Origin of the sequence: Phocoenobacter uteri, assembly GCF_900454895.1 — a bacterium.
Taxonomy (GTDB): Bacteria; Pseudomonadota; Gammaproteobacteria; order Enterobacterales; family Pasteurellaceae; genus Phocoenobacter; species Phocoenobacter uteri.
Map to the genome: position 1 here is coordinate 205,149 of NZ_UGTA01000001.1, position 14,710 is coordinate 219,858.

A 14,710-nucleotide genomic window follows, 5' to 3' on the forward strand; every position below is an offset into this window, starting at 1 on the left:
TTTAACCGCTTATTTGTGATAAAATTCAGAAGTACAATATAAGATAAAGGAAACATAATGTTACATTTAGCTCTTGAAGATGAATTATTGATTGGTAAAACCAAACAAGTTGGTGTGCATTCAACTCAGCACGATAATTTAGTGGTTATTTTTGAAGATGACGGCGAAACAGGTTATTTTTATGCGTTAGATTTAAAGAATGTTGGTCAGCCAGTGGTGGATTCATTGCATATTTATAATGTTGATGCCACCAAAGAGCGTGAGCAACCGCGTAAATTACAAATTTGTTGGGACGAAACAGGCTATCAGGCTTATTTATTAGTGAATGATTATCCACACGCTAGTTTTGATTTTAGCGGATTAGTGGGCTACAACCATAATAAATTCCCAGAGCCACAACCTGAAACAATGTGGACGCATAAGGAAGTAACGGAAGAATTAGTGACAGAGTGGTTATCTTAAACCTTAAACTATAGGTCTAATTTTTCAGCTCTTGCCTGATCGACCATTTTTAACTGATTTAAAGCCTTGTTCATTTGAGCAAGGTTTTTTTCCGTTTTGGCACAAAGCACAATATTTTCTAAGGTATCGGCTTGATGATAATAAGGCTGTTCACTGCTAAGAGCCTGCTCAAATTGAGAATACGCCTGTTCAAATTGCCCTTGTTTACACAAGAATGTCCCATAATTATTTAATACATCAGGACGCGGTTGCTGATTTTTAGTAAATTTCTGACTAAAAGTGACCGCTTGTTGATAGGTTTCTGTCGCTTTGGCAACATTACCTGTTTGCTGATAATAGTAAGCTAACACGGAATAAGGCAGATAATCCTGAGCATTATGTTCAATAGCTTTATCAATATTTAGCTTGGCTTTTGGATAATTATTTTCTTTCAGATACGCCAAAGCAAGGTTTAACCTTGCTTTCATTGCATCAGTACGATTGATAGAGAGGTCTGTTTGAGTAGAAACACAGCCAGCTAAAATGAAAACCGTTAAGTAAGCGGTTAAATTTTTATAGAATTTTGCAAATTTCATATAAACCTCTCTATTTTTTGGTTATGGTTTAATTTTGTCGAACGTTAATTCCTTGACCAAATTTACGTTTTTCCATTGTACGTTTTGTTCTATCAATCACGTCACCCGCAAGCTGACCACAAGCCGCATCAATATCATCGCCACGTGTTTTACGCACAATAACGGTAAATCCATATTCCATTAACGCTTTTTGGAAGCGATCAATTCGAGAATTTGAACTCTTTTGATAAGGTGCTTCTGGGAACGGATTCCACGGAATTAAGTTAATTTTACAAGGGGTATTTTTCAACACCTCTGCTAGCTGATGAGCGTGTTCAACGCCATCATTAACGTGTGAAAGCATGACATATTCAATAGTCACCTTGCCGTGATTGGCATTGGATACTTTTAAATATTCATTCACCGAATTCATCAACATTTCAATATTATATTTTTTGTTGATCGGCACAATTTCATCACGAATTTCATCATTTGGGGCGTGTAATGAAATCGCTAAAGCCACATCAATCTGTTCACGCAATTTATCTAATGCTGGTACAACCCCTGATGTTGAAAGGGTAACGCGGCGTTTTGACAAACCATAAGCAAAATCATCTAACATAATTTCCATTGCTGGAATCACATTTTTCATATTTAACAATGGCTCACCCATTCCCATCATTACCACATTGGTAATAGGGCGTACGCCTGTGACACCAAAGTTTCCGATGATTTTTGCTGCACGCCATACCTGACCGATAATTTCAGATACCGTTAAATTACGGTTAAAGCCTTGTTGAGCCGTTGAGCAGAAAGTACATTCTAAGGCACAGCCCACTTGCGATGAAACACAAAGTGTTGCACGGTCGCCTTCAGGAATATAAACAGTTTCCACTTGCTGATCGCCCACTTGCATTGCCCATTTGATCGTACCGTCTGCAGAGCGTTGTTCCACCGCCACTTCTGGTGCTTTAATCTCAGCAATCGCTTTTAATTTTTCACGCAATACCTTATTGATATTGGTCATATTATCAAAATTATCTTCGCCGAAATGGTAAATCCATTTTACCAATTGATCGGCACGAAAGGGTTTTTCGCCCATTTCTTTAAAAAGATCTCGCATTTCTGCACGCGTTAAATTCATCAGATTGATTTTATCTGATTTTGGGTGCTGTACAGCGATTTTATTTGGTTGAGTTGTTTGTTCTAATGTTGTTTGGTCTGACATATAGCCTCGTTATTACACGGTTTATGGCAAAATTGAGTATTTTGCGAAAGCATAAAAACCGTGAATTGTACTCATCTCAACTCTTTTATGCTAGTGCTTTTTTACTTTTTTGCCAATATTTAAAAAAATATTTTGCGACTAAGATCCCAAAACGATTATTTTTTGCTGTACAATCAACAAGATCTCATATTTAGTATTTTAATTTTTTATTATGGCAATAATTTTAGGAATAGATCCCGGATCTCGTGTAACTGGCTACGGCGTGATCCGTCAAACAGGGCGACATTTAGAATATCTAGGCAGTGGAGCAATTCGTACCAAAGTGGACGATCTTCCAACACGTTTAAAATATATTTATGCAGGTGTGAGTGAAATTATCATTCAGTTTCAACCTGAAATGTTTGCGATTGAGCAAGTCTTTATGTCTAAAAATGCGGATTCAGCCTTAAAACTTGGACAAGCACGTGGCACAGCCATAGTAGCAGCGGTTAATCACGATTTACCCGTGTTTGAATATGCGGCTCGTTTAGTAAAACAAACCGTTGTTGGAAAAGGTTCGGCGGATAAAGTACAGGTGCAAGATATGGTCACTCGTATTCTCAAACTTTCAGCTACACCACAAGCTGATGCGGCAGACGCTCTTGCGATTGCGATTACTCACGCTCATTCAATTCAACATTCTTTAACGATCGCAAAGCAGACTAAACAAAAAGTGAGCTCAGAGAAAGAAGAAATTTTAGCGTTAATGAAAACTCGCTATTCTCGGGGACGTTTTCGTTTAAAGGGTTAGATATGTTACGATTTTTTGATACCCACGCCCATCTTGATTTATTAGGCTTAAAAACTGAAGAAACAGCACAGCAGTTAATTGCAAATGCTCAATTAGTGGGTGTTGAGAAAATTTTGATCCCCACTATTTTTGCAAAAGATTTTGAAAAAATCACCGCTTATAGCGAGCCTTTTTCACAACAACTTGTGTATGGTTTTGGTTTACACCCTTATTTTATTGAGCAACATCAAAAGAGCGATTTAGATTATTTAGAAAAATCATTAAGCAATAGAAATTCCCAATGTGTTGCCATTGCAGAAATCGGCTTAGATAAACGCTTAGCCCCTGAATTATGGCAAAAGCAGTGTGATTTTTTAGTTTCTCAATTAGAAATAGCAAAGCAGTTTAATTTACCTGTGAGTTTGCATAGTGTGAAAACCCACAGCGAACTGTATGCTTTTTTAAACCAAGCTCAATTATCCCAAACAGGTGTGATCCACGCATTTAATGGCAGTTTTCAGCAGGCAAAAAATTTTGTGGATTTGGGGTATAAAATTGGTGTGGGTGGTTCAATTACTTATCCACGAGCCAATAAAACTCGCCAAGCCATCGCCAAATTACCCCTTGATGCCTTAGTATTAGAAACGGATAGTCCTGATATGCCGATTTATCAACAGCAGGGAAAAGTAAATCGTCCTGAGCGGATAATTGAAATTTTTGAGGTTTTGTGTGAATTGAGATCAGAAAGTAGAGAAGAAATAGCGGAACAGATTTGGCAAACAAGCGGTCAGATTTTTAGTGATTTTTACCAAAAATCTGACCGCTAGTCACTACATAAATAATACTTTAATTAGCTTAATGTCCCACAAAAACGATAGCCTTCACCGTGAATAGTAATGATAATTTCAGGTGTGTTTGGATAGGCTTCAAAGTGCTTTCTGATGCGACGAATTGTTACATCAACAGTTCTGTCGTGGGGTTTTAATTCACGTCCTGTCATTGTATAGAGCAATGCTTCACGGGTTTGAATTTTGCCTGGGTTTTCACAGAAATGTTGTAATAAGCGGAATTCACTACGAGGTAATTTTGTTGCCGTGCCATCAGGAGTGATTAACGAGCGACTATTGATATCTAACGTCCAACCATTAAATTTGTAACTTTCAATGCTAATATCTTGGTTGGATTTGTTATTTTCTGACATTGTGCGATGTAACAAATTTCTTGCACGAATGGTTAATTCACGAGGGTTAAAAGGTTTGGTGATGTAATCATCCGCACCAATTTCTAAACCCAGAATACGATCAATTTCATTATCACGTCCTGTTAAGAACATCAGTGCAATATTGGTATTCTCACGCAATTCTCTTGCTAAGATTAACCCATTTTTACCTGGCAGATTGATATCCATAATAATAAGGTGGATAACTTGCTGTTTCAATATTACCGACATTTCATTACCATTTGTCGCTTCAAAAACATTGTAGCCTTCAGCTTCAAAAATGGTTTTTAATGTATTACGGGTAACCGCTTCGTCTTCAACAATTAAAATTTGTGGCTCTTGCATTTTTATCTCTTTTCTTTATCTGATGTTACAAAATATTATTATAAGGTTATTTTCTGTTTAAACAATCAATTGAATAATCAATTTATTATTTTGGATCAAAATTTTAACAAATATTACAACTTCTATTTTCTATTATCAACACCAATGTGCAAATAATTGCCATCGATATCCGCTAAACTACGAAAACCGATATTATGGATTTCATAATTATTCTTATTTATTGATTTATAATCAAAATTTTCATGATGATGTCCGTGAAAAATCTTTTTTACTTGCATTTTTTCCGCTAATTTGTTGATAACGCCAAAGCCTTTTAAATGGGGACGTGGTGCTTCGTGACAAATCAAAATATCCGCTTTTTGTTGTTCTAAGATTTCAATATCAGACGGAAAAATAGACACTCTATGACGTAATGGGATACCGCCACGCCACACTTTACTTGGATTATATTGACAATAGTGAATATGATCTAAAAACATTGGGCGATTAGGTGGCATCCAAATATGCCCACGAAAAACGCCGCCAAGCCCTGCAATTTTAACACCTTGAATTTCAACGACACGATTGTGTAAATTACGTTCTTGCCAGTGCGTTCCCCAAATTGCGTCATAAGAGGCGACGGTTTTGCTATCGTGATTGCCGTGAATAAACCAAATATCACAATGCTGAGCCAGTTTATCGAGCTCTTCACAGCTGGTCAGTTGTAAATCGCCCAAAATCACTAACGCAACGTTATCCCTTTCTTTTACAAAGGGATAAAGGTGGTCATAAGAGCCGTGCGGATCGCCTGCAAAAAGTATCATTCGTTTTTATTCTCGTTATTTTGTTGTATCGGGCAAAGGTAAATTTTCATCATTCAAAATGGCTTCCACCACTTTTTTAGTTTGATTATAACGCTCTAAATAGCTCGGCGATTCGATCTCAATATAAGGCACATCATATTTTTTCAGTAATTTTTTCAGCAGATCTTGGAATACTTGACGTTGTTTTTCCGAACCTAAACTACGCAAGCCATCGTCTACCCATTTGGTATTGTTGGAAAGTAAAATAACCACATCAAGAGGATATTCTTTGATCATTGAATCTAAAAATGGGTGTGCTTTGCCTTCATATTGAATACAAAATGCTTGGGTGGTAATAAAATCGGTATCAATAAAAGCGACTTTATGGGCATGTTTCATTGCAAAATCAATGTAGTTTTTATGTCCTAACGCAATTTGTGGGTAATCAGAATATTGTAACGCTTGTTCGTTGCCCCCGAGCTCATCGAATACATATTCACGCCCATATTCCCACGCCGAAGTGGTATTAAACACATTGGCTAATTTGCTAACAAGTACGCTTTTACCACTACTTTCGCCCCCTAAAATGGCAACGGTTTTCACAAAGAAAGGACGCACTTCTTTTGGAATAAATCGCCAATATTTGAATGGGTGGTTACGAATGCGAGTCGCAGAAATATTAAAAGATTCACGATCAGGATCAACCAAATGCACATCTAAACCTAAATAAGTTTCATAAGGATCTTTGTCTTGTGGCTCACTGCTAAATACAAGCGTTGGTTTGATTCCCTTATCTTCAAACAAGGTTTTCACGCGATCCGCCCAGCCTTCCCAGCCATTCGGATAGCTTGGTAAACCGTCTTCTTCTAGGTGATGAATAAAAATTTGTTTTTGTTGATATTTGAAAATTTGTTGCATCCAACGTAAGCGATCTTCATTAGTTGGCATACGTTTCATTTTGCTACTTTCAAATAATTTTAAATCACGTTCAGATTCGGTACACACAATAATATGTAGAATATCCACTTTACTGAACGCTTCATAAATCATATTGATATGCCCTGTATGAACAGGGTAGAATTTTCCAAAAATAACCCCAACACGTTGATTATTTTCTTCTTTAATGCCTAACACCGTATGCAAGGCTTTTAATTTGATCGCACTCGGATTTTTGATTTTTCCTGTGACTAATTGATTGAAATAAGCACGAGTCACACCTGCTTGCTCACATATATCATTTACTTTAAGTTTTAATTGTTTACGTTTTTGTTGAAGGTAAGCAAAATCACTCATACTCATTCCTTAAATTTTTACTAAAAGAGCCACAGCTTCGCAAGCGATACCTTCGCCACGACCTGTAAAACCAAGCTTTTCAGTGGTGGTCGCTTTTACATTGACTTGCATCACATCACACTGTAAATCCTCTGCAATCGTTTGTCGCATTTGGTCGATATAAGGACGCATTTTAGGTGCTTGAGCAATAATTGTGACATCAACGTTGCCCACTTTATAACCTTGCTCACGCACTTGTTGATAGGCTTCAATCAACAATCCACGGCTGTCCGCCCCTTTAAATTGTGGATCGGTATCAGGGAATAATTTACCAATATCACCTAAGGCTACTGCACCTAGCAATGCGTCTGTTAACGCGTGTAAGGCAACATCGCCATCTGAGTGAGCGATAAAACCTTTATCATAAGGGATTGTGACACCGCCAATAATTAACGGATTATCACTGCCAAAAGCGTGAACATCAAAGCCGTGTCCAATTCTAATCATTTTTTCTTCCTTCTTGTGCCAAATAAAATTCAGCCAAAGCTAAATCTTCGGGGCGAGTAATTTTTAAGTTATCGGAACGTCCTTCAACCAGTTGTGGTGCGTAACCTAATAATTCCATTGCGGACGCCTCATCGGTAACTGTTTCATTATTTTGAAATGCTGAAATCAACGCTTTTTTTAATAAGCCCGCATTGAAAAATTGTGGGGTTAAGGCTCGCCACAGGGTGCTACGATCTTCGGTTTTCACAATTTGAGATTGAGTATTGGCACGTTTCATTGTATCCACGACTGGGGTTGCTAAAATCCCACCATTAAGATCCGATATTTGCAAAATTTTATCTAAATCTGACCGCTTTAAACAAGGACGAGCTGCGTCGTGAACCAGCACCCAAGTCTCATCATTCACTTCTTTTAACGCATTAAATACAGAATCTGCACGGGTTTCTCCGCCATACACAATCTGAATTTTATCTGATTTTAAAATTGCAAGATCCTGATAAAATTCGTCCGCTTGTGAAACGGCAACGATCACTTTTTGGATCTTTTCGTGCTGTAAGAAAAGTGCAAGGGAATGCTCTAAAATGGTTTTCCCTTGCAATTTCATATATTGCTTTGGCAACGTTGCGTTCATTCGTGAGCCAACACCAGAGGCGGGTATAATCGCAATAATTTGACGTTGCATTATCTTCCCTTCATATTTGGTTCAACCACACGATAAAATACTTCATCTTTCTTGATTTGCTCATATTCCATTCTGGCACGCTCTTCTAAGGCATCAACACCATTGGTTAAATCTTCAATTTCTGCTGAAATTTTATTATTACGATCAAGTAGTTGCTGTGTTTCTTTTTTTAACTCTTCAACCGCAACCTGAGCATCTTGGTAATCCGTCCAGCCATTTTGACCAAACCAAAAATGCCCTTGAAAAATGAGCAATAACAGTCCAAGAAAGACGATCAATAAACGCATTTTATATCCTATTATTTAACTTGCATACCAGCAGTTACGCCACTGTCTGCCGAGAGTAAGAATAAATCTGAACCGCCTGTTCCCGCTGATAAAATCATTCCTTCTGAGGTGCCAAATTTCATCTTACGAGGTGCAAGGTTAGCGACCATAATCACAAAACGTCCTTCTAATTCTTGTGGATTAGAATAAGCCGCTTTAATGCCTGAAATCACTTCACGCTGATGATCTCCTAAGTCTAATTGGAAACGTAATAATTTCTTAGACTCTTTCACTTCTTTACATTTCAAGACCTTCGCCACACGCATATCAATTTTTGCAAAATCATCAATGGTAATTTCAGGGGCAATAGGCTCTACTTTTGCGTTTGTCGAAGCGGTCTGTTTTTGATCATTTTTTGCAATTTCTTGTTTTTGCGTTGCTTCAAACAGCGCTTTGGTTTCTTCTTTTACTGCTTCTGTTTGTTTTTGATCTAAACGAGAGAATAACGCTTTAAACGGTGTCACTTCGTGGTTTAGTAATGGTGTTGCAATATTATTCCACGTTAATTCTGTTTGTAAGAATGCTTCTGATTTTTCAGCAAGCACTGGCATTACTGGTTTCAAGTAGGTCATTAACACACGGAATAATTGAATTCCCATCGAGCAAACGTCGTGTAATTCTTGCTCTTTACCTTCTTCTTTGGCTAACACCCAAGGGGCTTTTTCATCAACATATTTATTCGCTTTATCCGCTAATGCCATAATTTCACGGATCGCTTTGCTATATTCACGATCTTCATAAAATGTAGCGATTTGCTGTGATTTTTCAGTAAATTCAGCAAAAAGGGCTTCATCATCAAGTTTGCCGCTTAATTTGTTATCAAAACGTTTCTTGATAAAACCTGCATTACGAGAAGCTAAATTCACTAATTTATTGACGATATCACTGTTTACACGCTGAACGAAGTCTTCTAGGTTTAAGTCTAAATCTTCAATACGATTATGTAATTTTGCGGCGTAGTAATAACGTAAACATTCTGGATCGATATGTTTTAAATAGGTGCTTGCTTGAATGAATGTACCACGCGATTTTGACATTTTCTCGCCATTTACGGTCACATAGCCGTGCGTGAAAATATTAGTTGGTTTACGCAATCCTGCACCGTCTAACATTGCTGGCCAGAATAAGCTGTGGAAGTAAACAATATCTTTACCGATAAAGTGATAAAGCTCGGCTTCGCTGTCTTTATTCCAAAACTCGTCAAAATTTACGCCTGTGCGATTACAATAGTTTTTGAATGACGCCATATAACCGATAGGAGCGTCTAACCAAACGTAGAAATATTTATCTTCGGTATCCGGAATTTTAAAGCCAAAATAAGGGGCATCACGGCTGATATCCCATTGTTGCAAGCCACTTTCAAACCACTCTTGCATTTTGTTAGCAATTTCAGTCTGTAATGAACCTGAACGTGTCCACTCTTTTAGCATTTCTGCAAAACTTGGCAAATCAAAGAAAAAGTGTTCTGATTCTTTGGTGATCGGTGTTGCACCTGAAACCGCAGAGCGTGGATTGATTAAATCCATTGGGCTATAAGTTTCTGAACAGACTTCACAGTTATCGCCATATTGATCTTCTGCTTTACATTTTGGGCAAGTGCCTTTCACGAAGCGATCAGGTAAGAACATCTGTTTTTCAGGGTCAAAAAGCTGTGAAATCACGCGGGTTTTGATAAAGCCATTCGCTTTTAATTTGCCATAAATATCTGCCACAATCTCACGATTTTCATCACTGTGAGTTGAATGATAATTATCAAAGCTGATATTAAAACCTTCAAAGTCAGCGGTATGGCTTGCTTTTGCTTGCTCGATCAACTGCTCAGGTGTAATCCCAAGTTTATCAGCATTCAACATAATTGGCGTACCGTGTGCGTCATCAGCACACACAAAATAGACTTCATTACCACACATACGTTGAAAACGAACCCAAATATCCGCTTGAATATGTTCAAGCATATGCCCTAAATGGATCGCCCCATTTGCATAAGGCAAGGCACAAGTGACTAACATTTTACGATTTTGATTTGACATTATTATTCTCTGTTAAAATTTGGACGAAAAATTGTGGTGATTGTAGCGTAAATAATGAAAATTTTCTAGTTAATGTAAAGTAAATATACCTTAAAACATTTAATTAGTTTTATGCTAAACCTTTCTTAGAAAATTTAGAAAAGGTATCATTTCATCCAAAATGAAAAGTGTTTATGCAGGTTGGGTACAAGAATGGGGAAAGGGGATTTCTTCACAGTTAAATCTCAATTTTGCATTGCGTCATTATGATGATGAAGCGTTTTTACCCGCAGGAAGTAGTTTGCGACTTTATCTCGGTAAGCAAAGAAAAGATAAAATCTATTCTACTAATTTAATGCTGTGGAAACGAGATTGGCATTTATTGGGCGTGACACCAAAATTAAAATTTTCTTGGAAACAGCAAAAAAGTAATTTATCTACAATGTATTCCTATAAAGAAAAAAATGTTCATTTAATTTTTGAAAAATCTTTTTAGTCTTTTAATGGTTAAACAAGCGGTTAAATTTTTATCAAAATTTGCAAATTGTAAATTTCAGTAAAAATCTAACCGCTTGTTCTTATGAAAAAAGATATTTTTATATTTAAGCACTTTTTATTTGTAATCTATGATGAAATTTCGCAAAATAGCACAAGTTTTAGTTAGGAAAATCAAAAATGACAACAGAATTACTTCGCTGTGAAAATATCAGTAAATTTTATCAAGAAGGGGATTTGAAAACCCAAGTGCTAAATAATGTTTCTTTTTCAATGAATAAGGGCGAGTTGGTTTCGATAGTGGGAAGCTCTGGTTCGGGAAAAAGTACGTTGCTTCATACACTTGGCGGATTAGATCAGCCGAGCGAAGGTAAGGTGTTTATTCATCAGAAATTATTACAAGGGCTTTCAAGCAATAATTTGGCACAGCTACGTAATCAATATTTGGGGTTTGTGTATCAATTTCATCATTTAATGGCAGATTTTAGTGCGATTGAGAATGTGATGATGCCATTGCTGATTGGGAAAACCAATAAAGCAGAAGCAATGGATCGTGCAGAGAAAATGTTGCAAGCGGTGGGGCTTTCCCATCGTATTAAACATCGTCCTTCTGCGTTATCAGGTGGTGAGCGTCAGCGAGTGGCGATTGCTCGTGCGTTGGTGAATAATCCTGCCTTAGTGTTAGCGGATGAGCCAACAGGGAATTTAGATCATAAAACCACAGAAAGTATTTTTGAGTTAATTAAGCAGTTAAATGCAGAACAAAATATCGCTTTTTTATTGGTTACTCACGATTTATCCCTTGCGGGTCAATTTAGCCGTAAATTGCGTATGCAAGACGGAATTTTGCAAGAGGAATGCTAATGAATAATCCTTTTTTTATTAGCTGGCGATATCAAAAAACAAAACAAAAAAATCGCCTTGTTTCGTTGATTTCAGCATTTTCAAGTATCGGTATTGCACTTGGTGTGATGGTGTTGATTGTTGGATTAAGTGCGATGAATGGGTTTGAAAAAGAGCTTAATCAACGAGTACTTTCTGTTGTACCGCACGCTGAATTGACATCTTATGAAAACGGACAGCAACAGCCTATTGATGATGGAAGCAAATTAGAAAAATTAGTAAAAAGTAATAAAAATATAACCGCTATATCTCCCTTCGTCAATTTTTCTGCCTTGATTGAGAATGGGGCAAAATTGAAAATTGCTCAAGTGAAAGGCATTGAACCTGAAAAAGAACAGTTAGCAAGTCAGTTATATAAATTTATCCCTTCACAGGAGTGGCAAGCCTTTAAAAAAGAGGGCGGATTGATTTTAGGGGCAGGAATTGCTCGTGATCTAAATGTTAAACAAGGTGATGAAGTCACACTATTATTACCTCAAATCAGTGATGATGGAAAATTTAGTCAGCCACAGCGTTTTAATATCAATGTGGCGGGGATTTTAAGATTGGATGGTCAGCTAGATCATAGCTATGCGTTATTACCTCTTACGACTGCTCAAGAGCTACTTGGGTATACGAATAATCAATATTCAGGGATCGAGTTTTCGGTCAACCAGCCTTTTGAGATTAAAAAAATTACGCTACCAGAACTTAATTATTTTGAGCAACCATTATATATGCAAACGTGGATTGATAAATTTGGTTATATGTATAATGATATTCATTTGGTGCGAACAATAATGTATATTGCGATGGTGTTAGTGATTGGTGTGGCGTGTTTTAATATTATTTCTACCTTAATTATGGCCGTTAAAGACAAGCAAGGCGACATTGCGATTTTACGTACGCTGGGGGCAAATAATCGGTTTATTCAGCAGATTTTTCTCTGTTATGGATTGCTTGCTGGATTAAAAGGAGCGATTGCAGGAATTTTATTAGGCATTTTAGTGTCTGTTAATCTAACGTCAATGATTCAAGGTTTAGAAAATATCATTGGAATAAAATTGCTCTCAGATGGTATTTATTTTGTGAATTTTTTACCAAGTGAGCTACATTGGTTAGATATTGTTTGGGTGCTGGTTGCAACGATTATTATTAGTTTAGTGGCGAGTCTTTATCCAGCTATTCGAGCCTCTAAATTAGAACCAGCAAAAGTGTTGAGTGGATATTAGAAAGAAAATAAAGGATTAGTAAAAATACGGAAATTATTTTTTGATTTATCACAAATTTATGATGAAATTTCTGATTTTTTCCGTTATTCTGTAAATTATGATTTCTCAGTTACCATTGCCAATTCATCAAGTAAATGATGAAACCTTAGAGAATTTTTATGCACAAAACAGCCTCGTGTTGTTAGATTCGCTACGCCAAAATTTTGGTCAGGTGACCCAACCTTTTTTCTATATTTGGGGAAATGAAAGTTGTGGCAAAAGCCATTTGCTTAAAGCGGTCAATAATCATTTTCTAATGGAACAACGCAATGCCAGTTATATTCCATTACAAAAATCTTGTTACTTTTCCTCTGTGGTGCTTGAAAATACTGATTTCCTCGATGTGATTTGCCTTGATGATATTCAACTTATTGTAGGCGATAGCGAATGGGAAGAAGCATTATTTGATCTTTTCAATCGTTTAAGAGAGCAGCAAAGTAGCAATCAACAACGTAAAACATTGTTGTTAATTAGTGCAAATTGCCCGCCTAATCAGTTAAATATTAAATTACCTGATTTACGCTCACGCTTAAATTGGGGTGAGGTTTATCAACTTAAAAGTTTCACAGATGAAGAAAAATGTACTATTTTACAGCAACGAGCGAACCAAAAAGGATTAGAGCTATCCAGTGAAGTGGCTAACTTCCTATTAAAACGCCTCGATCGAGATCTAAATTCACTGATTGATACCTTAGATGAGCTTGATCAAGCCTCTTTACAAGCACAGCGAAAAATCACTGTGCCTTTTGTGAAAGAGATTTTACATCTTTAATTTTTGCAAATTTTCAGCAAAATATAACCGCTTATATTTACACTTTTATTTATAATTCGGTACTTTTTTAAGTATTGAATTTGGCATTATTTTTAAAAGATGCTGGCGTACTGAATGCCAGTAAACCGCTAAGAGTAATAGGCTTGAGCCTACAATAATTCCCGTAATTGTAAAATTTGATCCTTGCTTTGATAAGCTTGGCTCAAAGAAAATATCGATCACATTTGTTAAAGCGTAAATGACATAAGCTAATGCGGAAACCATTAAAGCACGGCGATCGATGATTAAAGAAACCAGTGTCATAGCAAGATACAATAAAATAACTAGCCCCATTGTGACTAAACTTGTTGAGCCTTCCCATATGTTAAGCAAAGATAAAACTGAGTGAACAATCATCGGGGCGGCAATTAAATGCAACCAAAATGCGACATCAGTTTTATAGGTAACACGTTTAGTATCACTACAATCCCAATACATCGCGAATAAGAATGTAAAAATACCACAAACGAAAATCACCCCTGCCAAAAGAGAGCTGTTGACGTTGATTGATTGAATAATCAAGAAAATAACGATGCCTGTTGCTGCGGCAATGGTAATAGGTACTTTGAATCTAAGCCAATGTAAAATAGCCCCGAAGATGATAATAATCGTTGTCAGACCAAAATTGAGATTTGCTAAATTTAAGGTCGGGATGCAACTAATCGCTAAACCGATTAAAAAGCTGATGAGTAATGCGATTGCGGGTAATGCCATTTTTCGCTTACGCACGAAATATTCTGCCAATAGCCAAGATACACTGGTGATTGTTATTCCAATTATTCCAGCACTGTCGTCGGTTATTGTAAAAAGAAAGATGGAAAGCGAAGTCAGTAATAAGCCACAAGCAATTAACACAAAAATATCATTAAAGCTGGTGATTAGCTTGAAATTTTCTTCATCAACCAATGCTGTGTTGCGATTAGTTTGGATGAATTGACGAAATTCATTGACTGATTGCTGGGAAAAAATACCTTTTTTGATAGCATTGTTAAGATCTTGATCAGAGTACATTTTTATCTCAATTTTAGGAAAATGAAGCGGTCGAATTTTTTTCATTTTTTACACATTTTATAAAAAGTGTAAATTTCATATAAAA

Annotated in this window: 17 protein-coding genes; 7 read left to right on the forward strand and 10 right to left on the reverse strand. The window is 36.7% G+C overall.

The features are described 5' to 3' along the window. The first annotated feature begins 57 nt into the window (after positions 1–57). Positions 58–462: a DUF2251 domain-containing protein gene (locus DYE60_RS00905; protein ID WP_115314760.1), complete on the forward strand. Its 405-nt coding sequence runs from the start codon at positions 58–60 to the stop codon at positions 460–462. An 8-nt stretch (positions 463–470) separates the two neighbouring features. Here DYE60_RS00905 and pilW read toward each other — a convergent pair whose 3' ends face one another. Continuing rightward, positions 471–1,037, reverse strand: a complete 567-nt coding sequence (pilW, locus tag DYE60_RS00910) for a type IV pilus biogenesis/stability protein PilW (protein ID WP_115314761.1) — start codon at positions 1,035–1,037, stop codon at positions 471–473. Positions 1,038–1,065: 28 nt separating this feature from the next. Further along, positions 1,066–2,244 (reverse strand): dual-specificity RNA methyltransferase RlmN, encoded by a 1,179-nt coding sequence (rlmN, locus tag DYE60_RS00915; RefSeq protein WP_115314762.1) that lies wholly within the window; start codon positions 2,242–2,244, stop codon positions 1,066–1,068. A 211-nt stretch (positions 2,245–2,455) separates the two neighbouring features. On the opposite strand from rlmN, the gene ruvC reads away from it, so the two are divergent. Both ruvC and DYE60_RS00925 read left to right on the forward strand, forming a co-directional pair. Further along, positions 2,456–3,034: a crossover junction endodeoxyribonuclease RuvC gene (gene ruvC, locus DYE60_RS00920; RefSeq protein ID WP_115314763.1), complete on the forward strand. Its 579-nt coding sequence runs from the start codon at positions 2,456–2,458 to the stop codon at positions 3,032–3,034. 2 nt (positions 3,035–3,036) lie between these two features. Further along, positions 3,037–3,840: a TatD family hydrolase gene (locus DYE60_RS00925; RefSeq protein WP_115314764.1), complete on the forward strand. Its 804-nt coding sequence runs from the start codon at positions 3,037–3,039 to the stop codon at positions 3,838–3,840. A gap of 23 nt (positions 3,841–3,863) precedes the next feature. Here DYE60_RS00925 and arcA read toward each other — a convergent pair whose 3' ends face one another. From arcA to metG, 7 genes are all read right to left on the reverse strand, one after another. Further along, positions 3,864–4,577: a two-component system response regulator ArcA gene (arcA, locus tag DYE60_RS00930; RefSeq protein WP_115314765.1), complete on the reverse strand. Its 714-nt coding sequence runs from the start codon at positions 4,575–4,577 to the stop codon at positions 3,864–3,866. Between the two features lie 122 nt (positions 4,578–4,699). Further along, positions 4,700–5,380: a metallophosphoesterase family protein gene (locus tag DYE60_RS00935; RefSeq protein ID WP_115314766.1), complete on the reverse strand. Its 681-nt coding sequence runs from the start codon at positions 5,378–5,380 to the stop codon at positions 4,700–4,702. A gap of 15 nt (positions 5,381–5,395) precedes the next feature. Beyond that, positions 5,396–6,652, reverse strand: coding sequence for a multifunctional transcriptional regulator/nicotinamide-nucleotide adenylyltransferase/ribosylnicotinamide kinase NadR (nadR, locus tag DYE60_RS00940; protein WP_115314767.1), 1,257 nt, complete (start codon positions 6,650–6,652; stop codon positions 5,396–5,398). A gap of 9 nt (positions 6,653–6,661) precedes the next feature. Then, positions 6,662–7,138, reverse strand: a complete 477-nt coding sequence (gene ispF / locus DYE60_RS00945) for a 2-C-methyl-D-erythritol 2,4-cyclodiphosphate synthase (RefSeq protein WP_115314768.1) — start codon at positions 7,136–7,138, stop codon at positions 6,662–6,664. Beyond that, positions 7,131–7,820 (reverse strand): 2-C-methyl-D-erythritol 4-phosphate cytidylyltransferase, encoded by a 690-nt coding sequence (gene ispD / locus DYE60_RS00950; RefSeq protein WP_115314769.1) that lies wholly within the window; start codon positions 7,818–7,820, stop codon positions 7,131–7,133. Before ispD ends, ispF begins: the two co-directional genes overlap by 8 nt. Next, positions 7,820–8,107, reverse strand: coding sequence for a cell division protein FtsB (gene ftsB, locus DYE60_RS00955; protein ID WP_115314770.1), 288 nt, complete (start codon positions 8,105–8,107; stop codon positions 7,820–7,822). The genes ispD and ftsB overlap by 1 nt, the downstream gene beginning before the upstream one ends. A gap of 11 nt (positions 8,108–8,118) precedes the next feature. After that, positions 8,119–10,176 carry a methionine--tRNA ligase gene (gene metG / locus DYE60_RS00960; protein WP_115314771.1) on the reverse strand — a complete coding sequence of 686 codons (2,058 nt, stop codon included), beginning with the start codon at positions 10,174–10,176 and terminating at the stop codon, positions 8,119–8,121. A 160-nt stretch (positions 10,177–10,336) separates the two neighbouring features. On the opposite strand from metG, the gene DYE60_RS00965 reads away from it, so the two are divergent. The 4 genes from DYE60_RS00965 (at position 10,337) to hda (ending at position 13,575) form a co-directional block, all read left to right on the forward strand. After that, positions 10,337–10,651 (forward strand): surface lipoprotein assembly modifier, encoded by a 315-nt coding sequence (locus DYE60_RS00965; RefSeq protein ID WP_115314772.1) that lies wholly within the window; start codon positions 10,337–10,339, stop codon positions 10,649–10,651. Between the two features lie 179 nt (positions 10,652–10,830). Beyond that, the gene (gene lolD, locus DYE60_RS00970; RefSeq protein ID WP_115314773.1) at positions 10,831–11,514 is read left to right on the forward strand and encodes a lipoprotein-releasing ABC transporter ATP-binding protein LolD; all 684 of its coding nucleotides are present in this window, start codon (positions 10,831–10,833) and stop codon (positions 11,512–11,514) included. Then, the gene (gene lolE, locus DYE60_RS00975) at positions 11,514–12,764 is read left to right on the forward strand and encodes a lipoprotein-releasing ABC transporter permease subunit LolE (RefSeq protein ID WP_115314774.1); all 1,251 of its coding nucleotides are present in this window, start codon (positions 11,514–11,516) and stop codon (positions 12,762–12,764) included. The genes lolD and lolE overlap by 1 nt, the downstream gene beginning before the upstream one ends. Positions 12,765–12,861: 97 nt before the next feature. Next, entirely contained in the window at positions 12,862–13,575 is a 714-nt protein-coding gene (gene hda / locus DYE60_RS00980; protein ID WP_115314775.1) for a DnaA regulatory inactivator Hda, read from the forward strand. Positions 13,576–13,620: 45 nt separating this feature from the next. Here hda and DYE60_RS00985 read toward each other — a convergent pair whose 3' ends face one another. Further along, positions 13,621–14,670 (reverse strand): hypothetical protein, encoded by a 1,050-nt coding sequence (locus DYE60_RS00985; RefSeq protein ID WP_218563606.1) that lies wholly within the window; start codon positions 14,668–14,670, stop codon positions 13,621–13,623. Positions 14,671–14,710: the final 40 nt, after the last annotated feature.

Excerpts from the sequence above, each read along its gene's own strand:
- DYE60_RS00905 (WP_115314760.1), top strand. The coding sequence starts at position 58 with ATGTTACATTTAGCTCTTGAAGATGAATTATTGATTGGTAAAACCAAA.
- pilW (WP_115314761.1), bottom strand. The coding sequence starts at position 1,037 with ATGAAATTTGCAAAATTCTATAAAAATTTAACCGCTTACTTAACGGTT.
- rlmN (WP_115314762.1), bottom strand. The coding sequence starts at position 2,244 with ATGTCAGACCAAACAACATTAGAACAAACAACTCAACCAAATAAAATC.
- ruvC (WP_115314763.1), top strand. The coding sequence starts at position 2,456 with ATGGCAATAATTTTAGGAATAGATCCCGGATCTCGTGTAACTGGCTAC.
- DYE60_RS00925 (WP_115314764.1), top strand. The coding sequence starts at position 3,037 with ATGTTACGATTTTTTGATACCCACGCCCATCTTGATTTATTAGGCTTA.
- arcA (WP_115314765.1), bottom strand. The coding sequence starts at position 4,577 with ATGCAAGAGCCACAAATTTTAATTGTTGAAGACGAAGCGGTTACCCGT.
- DYE60_RS00935 (WP_115314766.1), bottom strand. The coding sequence starts at position 5,380 with ATGATACTTTTTGCAGGCGATCCGCACGGCTCTTATGACCACCTTTAT.
- nadR (WP_115314767.1), bottom strand. The coding sequence starts at position 6,652 with ATGAGTGATTTTGCTTACCTTCAACAAAAACGTAAACAATTAAAACTT.
- ispF (WP_115314768.1), bottom strand. The coding sequence starts at position 7,138 with ATGATTAGAATTGGACACGGCTTTGATGTTCACGCTTTTGGCAGTGAT.
- ispD (WP_115314769.1), bottom strand. The coding sequence starts at position 7,820 with ATGCAACGTCAAATTATTGCGATTATACCCGCCTCTGGTGTTGGCTCA.
- ftsB (WP_115314770.1), bottom strand. The coding sequence starts at position 8,107 with ATGCGTTTATTGATCGTCTTTCTTGGACTGTTATTGCTCATTTTTCAA.
- metG (WP_115314771.1), bottom strand. The coding sequence starts at position 10,176 with ATGTCAAATCAAAATCGTAAAATGTTAGTCACTTGTGCCTTGCCTTAT.
- DYE60_RS00965 (WP_115314772.1), top strand. The coding sequence starts at position 10,337 with ATGAAAAGTGTTTATGCAGGTTGGGTACAAGAATGGGGAAAGGGGATT.
- lolD (WP_115314773.1), top strand. The coding sequence starts at position 10,831 with ATGACAACAGAATTACTTCGCTGTGAAAATATCAGTAAATTTTATCAA.
- lolE (WP_115314774.1), top strand. The coding sequence starts at position 11,514 with ATGAATAATCCTTTTTTTATTAGCTGGCGATATCAAAAAACAAAACAA.
- hda (WP_115314775.1), top strand. The coding sequence starts at position 12,862 with ATGATTTCTCAGTTACCATTGCCAATTCATCAAGTAAATGATGAAACC.
- DYE60_RS00985 (WP_218563606.1), bottom strand. The coding sequence starts at position 14,670 with ATGAAAAAAATTCGACCGCTTCATTTTCCTAAAATTGAGATAAAAATG.